General features: G+C 65.9%; 12 protein-coding genes. 9 read left to right on the top strand and 3 right to left on the bottom strand.

The window, feature by feature from the left end; all coding sequences use genetic code 11:
* The first annotated feature begins 193 nt into the window (after positions 1-193).
* The 3 genes from ASF00_RS13990 to rpsI all read left to right on the top strand — a co-directional run bounded on the left by ASF00_RS13990 (position 194) and on the right by rpsI (position 2405).
* Positions 194-1246: a COX15/CtaA family protein gene (locus ASF00_RS13990; RefSeq protein WP_055880618.1), complete on the top strand. Its 1053-nt coding sequence runs from the start codon at positions 194-196 to the stop codon at positions 1244-1246.
* 122 nt (positions 1247-1368) lie between these two features.
* A complete protein-coding gene (gene rplM, locus ASF00_RS13985; RefSeq protein WP_060524218.1) occupies positions 1369-1848 on the top strand; it encodes a 50S ribosomal protein L13 in 480 nt (159 codons plus the stop codon).
* Positions 1848-2405 (top strand): 30S ribosomal protein S9, encoded by a 558-nt coding sequence (gene rpsI / locus ASF00_RS13980; protein ID WP_082463439.1) that lies wholly within the window; start codon positions 1848-1850, stop codon positions 2403-2405. Before rplM ends, rpsI begins: the two co-directional genes overlap by 1 nt.
* Before the next feature lie 206 nt (positions 2406-2611).
* Here rpsI and ASF00_RS13975 read toward each other — a convergent pair whose 3' ends face one another.
* Both ASF00_RS13975 and ASF00_RS13970 read right to left on the bottom strand, forming a co-directional pair.
* Entirely contained in the window at positions 2612-3550 is a 939-nt protein-coding gene (locus ASF00_RS13975) for a polysaccharide deacetylase family protein (protein ID WP_156348355.1), read from the bottom strand.
* Between the two features lie 35 nt (positions 3551-3585).
* The gene (locus tag ASF00_RS13970; RefSeq protein ID WP_200910545.1) at positions 3586-5469 is read right to left on the bottom strand and encodes a sensor histidine kinase; all 1884 of its coding nucleotides are present in this window, start codon (positions 5467-5469) and stop codon (positions 3586-3588) included.
* 197 nt (positions 5470-5666) lie between these two features.
* Here ASF00_RS13970 and ASF00_RS13965 point away from each other — a divergent pair, with 197 nt between their 5' ends.
* The gene (locus tag ASF00_RS13965) at positions 5667-6134 is read left to right on the top strand and encodes an Lrp/AsnC family transcriptional regulator (protein WP_055880606.1); all 468 of its coding nucleotides are present in this window, start codon (positions 5667-5669) and stop codon (positions 6132-6134) included.
* 220 nt (positions 6135-6354) lie between these two features.
* On the opposite strand, the gene ASF00_RS13960 is transcribed toward ASF00_RS13965, so the two are convergent.
* Positions 6355-7647, bottom strand: coding sequence for a hypothetical protein (locus tag ASF00_RS13960; protein WP_055880200.1), 1293 nt, complete (start codon positions 7645-7647; stop codon positions 6355-6357).
* A gap of 178 nt (positions 7648-7825) precedes the next feature.
* On the opposite strand from ASF00_RS13960, the gene yaaA reads away from it, so the two are divergent.
* From yaaA to ASF00_RS13935, 5 genes are all read left to right on the top strand, one after another.
* A complete protein-coding gene (gene yaaA / locus ASF00_RS13955; protein ID WP_055880196.1) occupies positions 7826-8575 on the top strand; it encodes a peroxide stress protein YaaA in 750 nt (249 codons plus the stop codon).
* On the top strand, positions 8572-9258 hold the full coding sequence (locus tag ASF00_RS13950; RefSeq protein WP_055880193.1) for an SDR family NAD(P)-dependent oxidoreductase: 687 nt from the start codon (positions 8572-8574) through the stop codon (positions 9256-9258). Before yaaA ends, ASF00_RS13950 begins: the two co-directional genes overlap by 4 nt.
* A 250-nt stretch (positions 9259-9508) precedes the next feature.
* Complete coding sequence (locus ASF00_RS13945; protein WP_055880184.1) at positions 9509-9787, top strand: hypothetical protein; 279 nt, start codon at positions 9509-9511, stop codon at positions 9785-9787.
* A gap of 120 nt (positions 9788-9907) precedes the next feature.
* Positions 9908-12688 carry a DNA gyrase subunit A gene (gyrA, locus tag ASF00_RS13940; protein WP_055880180.1) on the top strand — a complete coding sequence of 927 codons (2781 nt, stop codon included), beginning with the start codon at positions 9908-9910 and terminating at the stop codon, positions 12686-12688.
* Positions 12685-13035: a DUF952 domain-containing protein gene (locus ASF00_RS13935; RefSeq protein WP_055880176.1), complete on the top strand. Its 351-nt coding sequence runs from the start codon at positions 12685-12687 to the stop codon at positions 13033-13035. The genes gyrA and ASF00_RS13935 overlap by 4 nt, the downstream gene beginning before the upstream one ends.
* Positions 13036-13061: the final 26 nt, after the last annotated feature.

Here is a 13061-nt window from a genome sequence, read left to right as displayed (position 1 = left end):
CGAACGTCAGGATCCAGCGCCTCAAGCGGCAGCGTGCGTTACCCTGGGTCCTGACATTCGTCAGGATGACGGAGACGTAATCAAACGCCATGTCCCCACCTGCGGCATTTCCGGCAACATTCTCCGGCAACATGAAGCAATGGCACTCCACGAAGCGATGGCGCAGCGCCGCGCAAACCACTATCTCAACGCCATGCTTCAGCCCAGCGCCGCCTTCCTCACCAAAGCCCGTCCTCGTTCGGTAGCCCTGTGGCTGTTCACCGTCGCCGGCCTGATCGTCGCGATGGTGGTGATCGGCGGGATCACGCGGCTGACCGAGTCGGGGCTTTCGATCACGCAGTGGAAGCCGATCAGCGGCATCATCCCGCCGCTCAACGACGCGCAGTGGCAGGCCGAATTCGCCGCCTATAAGCGCATCCCCGAATATGCCGCGTTCAACGCCGACATGACTGTGTCCGGGTTCAAGGCGATCTTCTTCTGGGAATATCTCCATCGGTTGTGGGGTCGGGTGATCGGCCTCGTCTTCGCCGTGCCGCTGATCTGGTTCGCGGTGCGCAAGCGGATACCGGTCGGCTATGGCTGGCGATTGTCGGCGTTGCTGGCGCTCGGCGCGTTCCAGGGGGCGATCGGCTGGTGGATGGTCGCCTCCGGGCTGTCGGTGCGGACCGATGTCAGCCATATCCGACTCGCCGTGCACCTGCTCACCGCGCTGACGATCCTTGCGGGGATCGTATGGACCGCGCTCGACCTGATGGCGCTGTATCGCAACCCGCTCGCCGCGCCTGCCCGCATGGCGACGGTCCCGATCGTCGCGCTCGCGCTGCTGTTCGTACAGCTCGTCTATGGCGCATTCACCGCCGGTCTCGATGCGGGCTATGCATTCGCGAGCTGGCCGCTGATGGGCGACGGGCTGTTCCCCGCCGACGTGCCGATGGTGAACCCTGCCTGGAGCAACGCGGTCGACAACCCGATCGTCGTCCAGTTCATCCACCGCTGGTTCGCGTTCGCGGCCGCCGCGGGCCTCGTCTGGCTTGCGATCAAGGCGACCAAGGCCGGCAGCAGCGCGGGGTTCTTCGTCGTCGGCTTGGTCACGCTGCAGATCATGCTCGGCATCGCAACTCTTATGACCGGCGTGCAGATCGACGTCGCGGTCGCGCATCAGGGCAACGCCGCGTTGCTGCTCATCGCCGCGATGTTCGCTGCGCACGCGGTCGGCAGCGCCCCCCGGCTGCAACGACGGGTATGATGATACCCGTCAGCAAACCGGCGGAAAGCTTGACTTAGACGCCCCCCTTCAGCATTAGCCCTCCATTCGCGGCGTCCGGATTCGGCCGCTGCGTGGATTTCAATCTGGAAGGTCTAACGCCCATGAAGGCGCTCATGAAGACCACCAAGTCGGCGAAGCCGGCTGAGGTGGAGAAGCAGTGGCATATCGTAGACGCGGAAGGTCTCGTCGTCGGTCGTGCCGCATCGATCATTGCCAACGTCCTGCGCGGCAAGCACAAGGTGTCGTTCACCCCGCATGTCGATTGCGGTGACAACGTCGTCGTGATCAACGCCGACAAGATCCGCTTCACCGGCAACAAGGCCGCGAAGAAGATCTATTACAAGCACACCGGTTACGCCGGCGGCATCAAGGGCATCACGGCTGCCAAGGTCCTCGACGGCCGCTTCCCGGAGCGCGTTCTCGAAAAGGCCGTTGAGCGCATGATCCCGCGCGGCCCGCTCGGCCGTGAGCAGATGCGCAACCTGCGTATCTTCAAGGGCACCGAGCATCCGCACGAGGCACAGAACCCCGCCGTGCTCGACATCGGCAGCATGAACCGCAAGAACAAGGTGGGCGCATAATGTCCGACAACCGCCAGTCGCTCGCCGATCTCGCGAGCCTGACCAACCAGCCCGCGCCGGCTGCCCCCGCCGCACAGACGCTGCCGACCAGCGAAGGCGACATCGCAGCGCCGGTCTCGAACGAGCCGGTCCGCGAGCCCATGCCGCTGCGCGAGCAGATCCTCGACAAGCAGGGCCGTGCCTATGCGACCGGCCGTCGTAAGGACGCCGTCGCGCGCGTCTGGGTCAAGCCCGGCACCGGCAAGATCACGATCAACGGTCGTGATCAGGAGGTGTATTTCGCACGTCCGACGCTGCGTCTCGTCATCAACCAGGTGTTCGGTATCACCGAGCGCGAAGGTCAGTACGACGTCGTCTGCACCGTCAAGGGTGGTGGCCTTTCGGGCCAGGCCGGCGCGGTCAAGCATGGCATCAGCCAGGCACTGACCCGCTTCGAGCCGGTGCTGCGCAGCACGGTCAAGGCCGCAGGCTTCCTGACCCGCGACAGCCGCGTCGTCGAGCGTAAGAAGTACGGCAAGGCAAAGGCCCGTCGTAGCTTCCAGTTCTCGAAGCGCTAATCTCGCTTTCAGTATCTGCATATCAGAAGGGCGGTCCGGCAACGGGCCGCCCTTTCTGGTTTTGAGGACCTAGCACGGCGTGCTCGGCCCCCGTCAGTCCCGACTTATCGCGGAACCCGCCGCTCTCCGCGCTCGCAACGCTGTCGACCTGGTGGAACGGTGGATGCCGGATCACGTCTGGCCGAACGGGTGAACGTCAGCCTGCCTTACCCCAGCGCCACGATGATCTCGTCGAGCGAGGCGTTGCCGATGCCGCGACGGTCGAACTCGTCGAGCATGGTCGTCCACCACGCGTGGAACAGCTTCAGGTCGGCGGCATCGCGGACATAGGGCGTGTGCCCAGGTGCCAGAGAGGGCGAGTGAAACGACAGATTGAACAACCGCAATCCCTCACCCGCCGCGACTGCGACGGCTTCGAGGGCATCGGCGATCGGCATGTCCTCAGGGGTGAGCGCGATCCGCGATAGAAGCCCCGCGCGGGCAAATACACCCCTGCCCTTCGGCACATGCCCGAGCGTGCGGTACAGCCTGCCACCGCCCCGTCGCGCATGCCCGGTAAAGACCGTGGTCAGCGGCAGTTCGACGATGTCTCCTGCGCGGTACGCTCCGGCGTCGGCCGTCGAGAAATCAGGCCCGCCATCGACCCGGTAATCATAGCCGGGTCGGACCGAGCTATCGATCCGGTAGCCATGCGCGGCCAGTAGCGCAAAACTGCGCGGGCCAATACCATAGCGGCCGGCGCGATAGACGCGGGGCGATGATCCGAACGCCGTCGCGATCGCCCCGGTCAAAGACCTGAGCTTGGCCGCCTCCAACGCGAGCGGAAGATTGCCCGCATATGTGGTCGCAGGGTCCTCTTCGAACGGCGGATTGACCCAGGCATGCAACTGCGTGCCGATCTCGGAACGTCCGTCCTCGACGACGCGCGACAGGATGGCGACGGCGACCGGGTCGGTAGCGATCGGATGGTCGACCATGCAGGCCAACGCGACCCCGCGTTCTGCAAACCGCTGGTGGGCTTCGGGAAATGCCGTCATCGCAGTGGTTGAGCGGTTGCGGGGGTCGAGCGGGGCGCGCCAGTCGAATTCCTCTTCGACGTCCACGAAGACGGTAAAACGGGTGCCGAAATCCTCGGGCCAGGTCACCCGTTGAGCATCGGTGGGCCGCGGCGGGCGATAACTCACCGCCGGTCGTCGGCGGCGCGCTCCGCTTCCGCTACGTTTGCCGCGGGAAGTTGCAGCATCAGGCGGTCGAGCCCGATCGTCAGCGCACCACCCAGTTCGACCGCGAGGTTCTGCGCAAGACGCAGCGCAAAACCAGTCCCCAGCAACGGCGCGCCGTCTTCGCTCTCCTGTTCGGCATCGATGCTGAGCAGGATATTGGTCGCATGCGCCGCGAGTGAGGCGGGGCGATCGAACGCGATCGTCACGGTGTCGGCGACCGGGCGGACGACGATGCCGAGCTGCTCGCCCTGCCGCCCGGCCGATACCAAGGCAGCAAGCAGACGCCCGACCAGCCGCTCAACCGCACGATCATCACCCAGGATACCGCAGTCTCCGCCGGGCATCGCGACCGACAGGCTCGTCCCCCGCAACGTCGCGAGCGGTTGCAGCTCCTTCGTCACGCGGTCGAGCAACGCACCGACCGGCACTGTCGTCGGTCGTAGATCGAGAGCGTGACCCTCGATCCGCGCGGCGGTGTCCAGATCGTCGATCGCGGACAGAAGGTCGCCCGCCTGCGTCCGGATCATCGTGGCGCGGTCGCGGTAGGTCGGCGAGACGGGGCCGAGCAGCTGCGTCTCGATCAGTTCGGCGAACCCAGCGATCGCATTGGTCGGCGTCCGCAGCTCGTGGACGAGCTGGCGTAGCGAATCGGATACCGGCGAGGGTGCCTGGACGGGTGCGGCGGTCTCGTCGCGGCGTGGTCGGCGCGCTGTACCACGAAAGCCGATGAACCGGCCCGAGGCGTGGTCGAACGCAGGCACGGCCGACAGTCGCCAGGCACCGAACGCGTCGGACAACCCGCCGACTTCAAGCCGCGCATCGCTGAACCGCGAACGGCGCCGGAACGCGCCGGCTGCGACGCCATCGAGCTGCGCCTCACCCTGCTGTGCGACATAAGCCAGCGAGACGCCGACCAGCGCCGAGCGCGATACGCCGTCGATCATGCGGATGATGCCTTGCGCATCGGTTTCGAACCGGAAGGTCTCGGTTTCGGCGGGTGCCGCTACGGGCTTGGCGTTATCGACGGTGCGGTCACGGTTAAATGCCTCGATCCGCGCCACGAGGTCGGAAATCTCGAATCGATCTGCTGGCGACGCGGTTGCTGGCTCGACAACCACGGGCTCGGCTTCGGCAAGCTTGGCGTGGCGCAGCGCCTCCGCGACGATCGGAAGACCGCGCGCGACGGCGCCGAGCGCGAGAAACGGCGTCTCGCCGAGCGGCGCTGTGAGGGGGTGCGGGTCGGGGCTTGCGCCGGGAACCGTCTCAGATACCGGCTCTGAACGGCGTTGGGGCTCGGGAACGGACTCCGCTACGAACGGAGCCGACTGATCGACAACTACCGCCGTATCCAGGACAATTGGGTCTACGACGGTGATCGGCACCGCCTCGACCGGCTGGTCGGCGGGCAGGTCGGGTTGCGGCAAAACGAAGTCGACCGGGCCGAAGCTCTGCAAGCCGCGCTGAACCTCCGCGGGTAGATCGCGCCGGTGCCGCAGCACCGAACGGCTTTCGGGTGTCAAACGCGGCAGGATCGCCAGCCAATCGTCGGATTCAAGCGTGGCGGTCCGCAGGACCGGCGCGGCGATCGCCAGCGTGTCCTCCGCAAAGAACCCGACCAGCTTCGCATCAGGGCGGGCAAAGGCGAGCGCGCGCGCGCTGGCGGCGCGGACCTCGAGCGGCACCGCCTGGCGTAACAGACGCAGCCGTGCGATCGCCGGTTCGTCGACCGCCGCGCGCCCGCGTCCCATCAGGTCGACGAGCTGCCGCCACGCGGACTGCGCGCCGAAACCGGTGGCCATATCGGCAGCGAGGATCGTCTTCAGGCTATCGTCGAACCGCACATCGTTCCCCGGTTTGGCTGGGCCTACCACGCTCTCCGTACCGATTCATTAACGCCGCCGGCCCGATGACGGAACTGCGCATTTCGATGCCCGAGAACGTTCGTCGCATAGTGGGACAATTGCGTTTCGCCGCAACAATCTTATCGCTATGAGGAATGAATCGCTTGGTTTGCGATGCCTATCGGGAGTTGCACGAAATGAGTTTTGACCGGATCGATCGGCAGATCCTGTCGCTGTTGCAGGCCGACGGTCGGATGACCAATGTCGACTTGGCCGACCAGGTGGGCCTGACGGCACCGCCCTGCCTGCGCCGCGTCCGCGCGCTGGAGGAAGCAGGGGCGATCCGCGGCTATCACGCGGACCTCGATGCGAGCCGGTTGGGCTTCCCGATCACGGTGTTCGCGATGGTGTCGCTGCGCAGCCAGGCCGAGCACGACCTCGCCGCCTTCGAGCATCATATCGCCGACATTCCGGAGATCCGCGAATGCCACATGCTCAACGGCGAAATCGACTTCATCCTGAAGATCGTCGCGGCGGATCTGAAGAGTTTCCAGGAGATCCTGACGACGCACCTGACGCCAGCGCCGAACGTGGCAAGCGTCAAGACATCGCTGACGATCCGGACCGCCAAGGCGCTGTCGGGGATCCCGGTCGTGGTGGACTGACGCGTCGTCGGTGGGCGCCTGCTCACTAACGTTACGACCCTGGCCGATCCCTCCGAGGAAGGGCTGCCGAAGCTGACGTGGAACCGGACACTGCTGTTCCGCGCCCTCCCCCTTCCGTCGCCTTCGGCGCCATTTTCTAGCCGGGAAGGATTTAATCCCCCGACCGAAAACGGGGCGGCATCGCTGCCGCCCTGTTTCCCTTTCACAAGACGCCGGTCGCTCAGGCGGCCGGTGCGCCGAGCCACGTGGTCCACAGACCCGCGACGTCCGCCTTGGGCGATGCCTTCACCGCCGAGAACGCGGTCGCGGCCCCTGCCTTGTCGCCCGAGCGTGCAAGCGCGATACCCAGATGCAGGTTCACGTCGTCGGCATCGACGCCACCCTTGGTCAGCGCCAGGCGATAGAGCTCTACCGACTTGGCGTAGTTGTTCTGACCGAGATACGCATCCGCGGTCCCTGCGGCCAGCTTGCCGTTCGGTGCCGTCGCAGCGCGCTTTTCCAGACCCGACAACGGACCATCGGCGGCGATGTTCTTGGTCGCATCTGCCAGCAGGCTCTTGGCCATCGTGTTGGACGCCGGGATCTTGCCCGATGCCAGACCTTCCTTGATTACGGCCTGCGCTTCGCTCGGCAGGCCACGACGGTTTACGCTGTCTGCATATTGCAGATAGTCGGTCTGATCGGCGAGCGAGTTGGTTGCGCGCATCAGGCGGAAAATATCGACCTTTTGCGGCTCGTCGAGCGTGATCAGCGCGTCCTTCTGGATGCCCGACAGGATCAGCACGTCGCGCCAGTTCTTGGCGGAGGGATAGGCGGTGATCCACTTCTTCAGCCATGCCATCGTCTCGGGCTTGCGCTTGGCGGCATACGACTTGGCGACTGCGTAGCGATAATATTCCTCGGGTGCCTTCTGGCCCGACGCGGTCATCTGCGTGATCGCGGCATCGAGATCGGCGGTGGCCCCGGCGACATCGCCGCTATCCATCTTTGCTTTGATAATCTGCAATGGCAGGTTCGGATCGGTGTAGCCGAGTTCCTTGGCCTTGGCGAAATACTGCAGCGCGACCGGGTATTGCTTGCCGTTGAAGGCGAGCGCGCCGCGGCGATAGGCGTAGCGGCCGCGGTCGGCAGCCGGCGTCGCCGGGTTGGCGATCAGCGCGTCGAGCGGTGTCGCCAGCGTGGTTTCGTTGATGGGTGCATTCGGGTTCGCGGTCTGTGCCGCAATGAGCTTCTCGGATTCGAGCTGATAACGCAGCGCGGCGCCGATATATTTCTCGTAATCTGACTTAGCAGCGGCATCGACCTGGTCGATCGCGGTCTGCGCGGTCGGATAATCCTTGGCTGCCAGCGCAGTCTGCGCAGCCAGCCCTGGCTTCTGGACTTCGGGGCTCAGCTTCACGGTCGCCGCGGCATCGGCCTTCTTGTCCTTGGCGAAGGCGGGCGTGGTGAGCGCCATGCTGCTCACGCCGGTGGCGAACGCCGCAACCAGTGCAAGCTTGGAAATGGTCTTCATGCGGAAACTCTCCCTCTGCGTCAGCCCGCTCACCTCGGTGGCGCGCCGCGACGCTATATGGTCCGTGGTGCATACGTTCAAGCAAGCGGTCCGGATCCCCCGTCTGCAAATTAGCCCCCTGCAAATTAGCGCGTGAACGTCGATTGAACGCACTCGCCGCGCTCGCTAGATCGCGGCGATGATCGCTGTCCTATCGCCCGCCAAGACGCTCGATTACGAGAGCGCCCTGCCCAATCTCGAGCCGACGATACCGCGCTTTGCCGCCGAGGCGACGACGCTGGCGCATGCCGCGGCGCATCTGACGCAGAAGAAGCTGGCCGAGCTGATGCACATCTCGCCCGCACTGGCGAAGCTGAACGCGGACAGATTCCGCGATTTCGACACGCTGCCCGAGCGGCCGGCGATGTTCGCGTTCGCGGGCGACGTCTATACTGGCCTCGAGGCCAAGACGCTCGACGAGGTGGCGGTGGCGTATGCGCAGGATCATGTCCGGTTGCTGTCGGGGCTGTACGGCCTGTTGCGGCCGCTCGACCTGATGCGCCCCTATCGGCTGGAGATGGGCACGCGCTGGGCGCCGCGGAAGACGAAGCTGACCGACTGGTGGGGCGACCGGATCGCCAAGCTGCTCGCCGCCGATGTCGAGGCGGAGGGGGCGGGGACGATCCTGAACCTCGCCAGCCAGGAATATTGGGCGGCGGCGCAGGGGAAGCTGCCCGCGTCGATCCGCGTCGTGGCGATCGATTTCCGCGAGGGCGAGGCGCAGAAGTTCGTCAGCTTCCACGCCAAAAAGGCGCGCGGCATGGTCGCGCGCTGGCTGGTCGAGCACCGGATCGACGACATCGAGGGGATCAAGGGGTTCGACAGCGACGGCTATGCCTATGACGCGGCGGGCAGCAGCGACACGCAGTTCCGGTTCGTACGCAAATGAGCAGCGCGGTCGTCATCGGCGCCTCGGGCGGCATTGGGAAGGCACTGGAGGAGGCGCTGATCGAGGAGGGCGCGTTCGATCGGGTCTATGGATTTGCACGGTCGGAGAGCGGCGACCGGCATCTCGATCTGGAGGACGAGGCGAGCATTGCCGCAGCGGCCGCACGTGTCGGGTCGCCGACGCTGGTAGTGGTCGCAACGGGATTGCTCCACGACGGCGACAAAGGCCCCGAAAAGGCGATGCGCGAGCTCGACCCCGTGTGGATGGCGCGCAACTTCGCGATCAACGCGATCGGGCCGGCGCTGGTGGCGAAGCACTTCCTGCCGACCATGCCAAAGGCGGGGCGGATCGTGTTCGCCGTGCTGTCGGCGCGGGTCGGGAGCATCGGCGATAACAGGCTCGGCGGCTGGTACGGCTATCGTGCGTCAAAGGCGGCGTTGAACCAGCTCGTGAAGACGATCTCGATCGAGGACAAGCGCCGCAATTCCAGCGGCATCGTCGTGGGGCTGCATCCGGGGACGGTGGACACCGGGCTGTCGGCGCCGTTCCAAGGCAATGTGACGCCGGGCAATCTCTTCAAGCCGGACCGCGCAGCAGTCCAGCTACTCGACGTGATTGACGGCCTGCGCGCCCCCGACAGTGGCAAGCTGTTCGCCTGGGACGGTGTCGAGGTCACGCCGTAGCCACCTACAATCCTCCCCCGCCAGGGGGGGGGGTGGCTGGCACTTGCCAGACGGAGGGGGAGGAAAGGGAAACCGCCGCTCCGTGTCCGCCCCCTCCGTCGCCTTCGGCGCCACCTCCCCCTGGCGGGGGAGGATCGCCTCTTCTCTCGGCGCATGACGCGGATTTCACCTGTCCGCCACCCTGCGTTCAGGTGCCCGCGCCCACTCTCGGCGCATCGTCCACCAAGGTCGAAACAGAGAGGATACCCGCATGAAGAAGTCCCTCCCCCTCGCGATCCTCGCCGGCGGCGCGCTGCTGTCCGGCACCGCCGCGATCGCCGCGACCCAAGCTAAGACCGTCCAGCCCAAGACCGTCGCGACGCATACCACGACGACCAAGACCACCACGCCGATGGGCAACGCCCGCGTCGCCAGGCGCACCACAACGGTCGCCAAGGGCCGGATGGTCACCGCCAAGCTCGCGAACGGCAAAACCGTCACGTACAATTGCGCGCTCGCCGGCAACAAGACCAAGGCCGCCTGCAAATAACCCCGAATTCACGATGAAACCCTTCTCCCTCGCGTGCGTGCGCGTGCGCGGGGGTAGTAAGCAGCCGACCCCTCGGCTAAGGTGTGTCACAACACCGAAACAAGCCGAAAGCCTTCAGATTTGACCGACGAGACCATGCTCGCCGAACCCACCGGCGGCGAGCCAGCCGGCATTGCCACCATCTCGATCGTCGACGAGATGAAGTCGAGCTATCTCGACTATGCCATGAGCGTCATCGTCGCGCGCGCGCTGCCCGATGTCCGCGACGGGTTGAAGCCCGTCCATCGCCGCATCCTGTACGGCGCGCACGAGAGCGGCTTCGTCGCCGGCAAGCCCTATCGCAAGTCGGCGCGTATCGTCGGTGACGTGATGGGTAAATATCACCCGCACGGCGACAGCTCGATCTACGACGCCTTGGCCCGCATGACTCAGGACTGGTCGATGCGCGTGCCGCTGATCGATGGTCAGGGCAATTTCGGCTCGATGGACCCCGATCCGCCCGCAGCGATGCGCTACACCGAGGCGCGCCTCGGCAAGGTCGCCAACGCGCTGCTCGGCGATCTCGACAAGGACACGGTCGACTTCACGCCCAACTATGACGGCTCGGAGCGCGAGCCTTCGGTGCTGCCGGCGCGCTTCCCCAATTTGCTCGTCAATGGCGCTGGCGGCATCGCGGTCGGCATGGCGACCAACATCCCGCCGCACAATCTCGGCGAAGTCATCGCCGCGTGCCTCGCGTACATGGACAACGGCGCGATCACGACCGAGGAACTGTTCGAGATCGTCCCCGGTCCCGATTTCCCGACCGGTGCGATCATCCTCGGCCGTGCAGGCGCCAAGTCCGCCTACGAGACCGGCCGCGGCTCGATCATCGTCCGCTCGCGCCACGTCGTCGAGGAGGGCAAGGGCGACCGTCGCTCGATCGTCCTCACCGAGATCCCGTTCCAGACCGGCAAGAACGGCCTGGTCGAGAAGATCGCCGAGGCCGCCAAGGACAAGCGCATCGAGGGCGTCAGCGACATTCGCGACGAATCGAGCCGCATGGGCGTCCGCATCGTCATCGACCTGAAGCGCGACGCGACCCCCGACGTGGTGCTCAACCAGCTCTGGCGGCACACGCCTGCGCAGTCGAGCTTCCCCGCCAACATGCTCGCGATCCGCGGCGGCCGTCCCGAGCTGCTGAACCTGCGCGACATCATCGGCGCGTTCATCACCTTCCGCGAACAGGTCATCACCCGCCGCTCGAAGTTCGAGCTCGCCAAGGCACGTGAGCGCGCGCATCTGTTGCTCGGCCTCGTCATCGCGGTCACCAACCTCGACGAAGTCGTCCGCATCATCCGCGGCTCGTCGAGCCCCGCCGAAGCGCGCGGCAAGCTGCTCGCACGCGAATGGCCGGTCGCGGAGATCGCGCCCTACATCGCACTCGTCGAGGCGGTCGAGGACAAGCAGCAGGAGGGCATCTACAAGCTGTCCGAGCCGCAGGTCCGCGCGATCCTCGATCTGCGTCTGCACCGCCTCACCGCGCTCGGCCGCGACGAGATCGGCGACGAGCTGAAGGTGCTGGCGGCCTCGATCGCCGAGCTGCTCCACATCCTCGGTGATCGCGCCAAGCTGTATGAAGTGATGCGCGGCGAGCTGATCGCGATCCGCGACGAATTCGCCACGCCGCGCCGCTCCGAGATCGCCGCGGCCGCGAACGGCATCGACGACGAGGATCTGATCGAGCGCGAGGACATGGTCGTCACCGTGACCATGCAGGGCTATATCAAGCGCACCAGCCTCGACACGTTCCGCGCACAGGCACGCGGCGGCAAGGGTCGCGCGGGCATGTCGACGAAGGATGAGGATGTCGTCACCGAGCTGTTCGTCACGTCGACGCACACGCCGGTGCTGTTCTTCTCGAACCTCGGCAAGGTCTATCGCTACAAGGTCTGGCGCCTGCCCGAGGGTGGCCCCGCCACGCGCGGCCGGCCTATGATCAACCTGCTGCCGCTGGCGCCGGGCGAGACGATCTCGACCGTGCTGCCGCTGCCGGAGGATCTCAGCGAGTGGAGCCGCCTGCACGTGATGTTCGCGACGCAGCGCGGGCTCGTCCGCCGCAATGCGATGGATGCGTTCACCAACGTGCCGTCGAACGGCAAGATCGCGATGCGCTTCGAGGAAGGCTCAGAGGACAAGCTGATCGGCGTCGCGCTGCTCACCGAACATGACGACGTGCTGCTCGCGACGCGGCTCGGCAAGGCGATCCGCTTTGCCGGCGACGACGTCCGCGAGTTCCAGAGCCGCACCTCGACGGGCGTGCGCGGCGTGACGCTGAAGGGCGACGACGAGGTCATCTCGCTGTCAGTCCTCCACCGCGTCGAGGCGACCCCCGCCGACCGCGAGACCTACCTCAAATTCGCCCCCTGGAAGGGCGAGCGCGAGGGCGAGCATGATCTGGGTGCCGAGCGGTACAATGATCTGAAGGAGCGCGAGCAGTTCATCCTGACCATCTGCGAGAACGGCTATGGCAAGCTGTCCAGCGCCTATGATTATCGCCAGACCGGCCGCGGTGGCCAGGGCATCACCAACATCGACAACATCGCGCGTAACGGACCCGTCGTGGCGAGCTTCGCCGCAGCGAAGGGGCATCAGCTGATGCTGGTCACCAACCAGGCCAAGCTGATCCGCACGACGCTCGCGTCGCTGCGCGTCATCAGCCGCAACTCGGCCGGCGTGAAGCTGTTCGACGTGGCGAAGGGCGAGCATGTCGTCTCCGCCGCGCGGATCGAAGAAACCGAGGAAGACGCAGAGATCAACCTGGCCGACGCAACGCCAGAGCTCGCGCCCGACACCGGCGCCACGATCGGCGAGGACACGGCAGCGGGCGATCCGAACGACGGCCAGGGGGACGGCGAATGAGCCGCGACCCGATCGCTTACAAGGTACTGACCGGCGAGCAGTTGGCGACGCTGGAGAGCGGCAGCTTCGCCGGTGCGCCGGTGGATTTGGCTGATGGCTATATCCATTTGTCGACGGCAGCGCAGCTGACCGAGACGGTCGACAAGCATTTCGCCGGCCAGAGCGACCTCCACGTCGCCGCGATCGATCTCGAGGCCATCGGCGACGATGTGAGATGGGAAGGGTCGCGCGGCGGACAAATGTTTCCGCACCTCTATAACGGCCCACTCCTGCTGGAGACGGTGCTGTCCTACGGCCCGCTCGAACGCGACGACGCGAACCGGGTAAAGCTGCCCGTCGCGGGCTGACCCCCAGCCTTGGCGTTTCTGCGACC

This window comes from Sphingomonas sp. Leaf34 (assembly GCF_001421805.1).
Lineage (GTDB): Bacteria > Pseudomonadota > Alphaproteobacteria > Sphingomonadales > Sphingomonadaceae > Sphingomonas.
This window is presented reverse-complemented; position numbering and strand designations above follow the sequence as displayed.

Coding starts and splice junctions, on each gene's coding strand:
- ASF00_RS13990 (WP_055880618.1), top strand. CDS start 194: ATGCTTCAGCCCAGCGCCGCCTTCCTCACCAAAGCCCGTCCTCGTTCG.
- rplM (WP_060524218.1), top strand. CDS start 1,369: ATGAAGGCGCTCATGAAGACCACCAAGTCGGCGAAGCCGGCTGAGGTG.
- rpsI (WP_082463439.1), top strand. CDS start 1,848: ATGTCCGACAACCGCCAGTCGCTCGCCGATCTCGCGAGCCTGACCAAC.
- ASF00_RS13965 (WP_055880606.1), top strand. CDS start 5,667: ATGAGTTTTGACCGGATCGATCGGCAGATCCTGTCGCTGTTGCAGGCC.
- ASF00_RS13960 (WP_055880200.1), bottom strand. CDS start 7,647: ATGAAGACCATTTCCAAGCTTGCACTGGTTGCGGCGTTCGCCACCGGC.
- yaaA (WP_055880196.1), top strand. CDS start 7,826: ATGATCGCTGTCCTATCGCCCGCCAAGACGCTCGATTACGAGAGCGCC.
- ASF00_RS13950 (WP_055880193.1), top strand. CDS start 8,572: ATGAGCAGCGCGGTCGTCATCGGCGCCTCGGGCGGCATTGGGAAGGCA.
- ASF00_RS13945 (WP_055880184.1), top strand. CDS start 9,509: ATGAAGAAGTCCCTCCCCCTCGCGATCCTCGCCGGCGGCGCGCTGCTG.
- ASF00_RS13935 (WP_055880176.1), top strand. CDS start 12,685: ATGAGCCGCGACCCGATCGCTTACAAGGTACTGACCGGCGAGCAGTTG.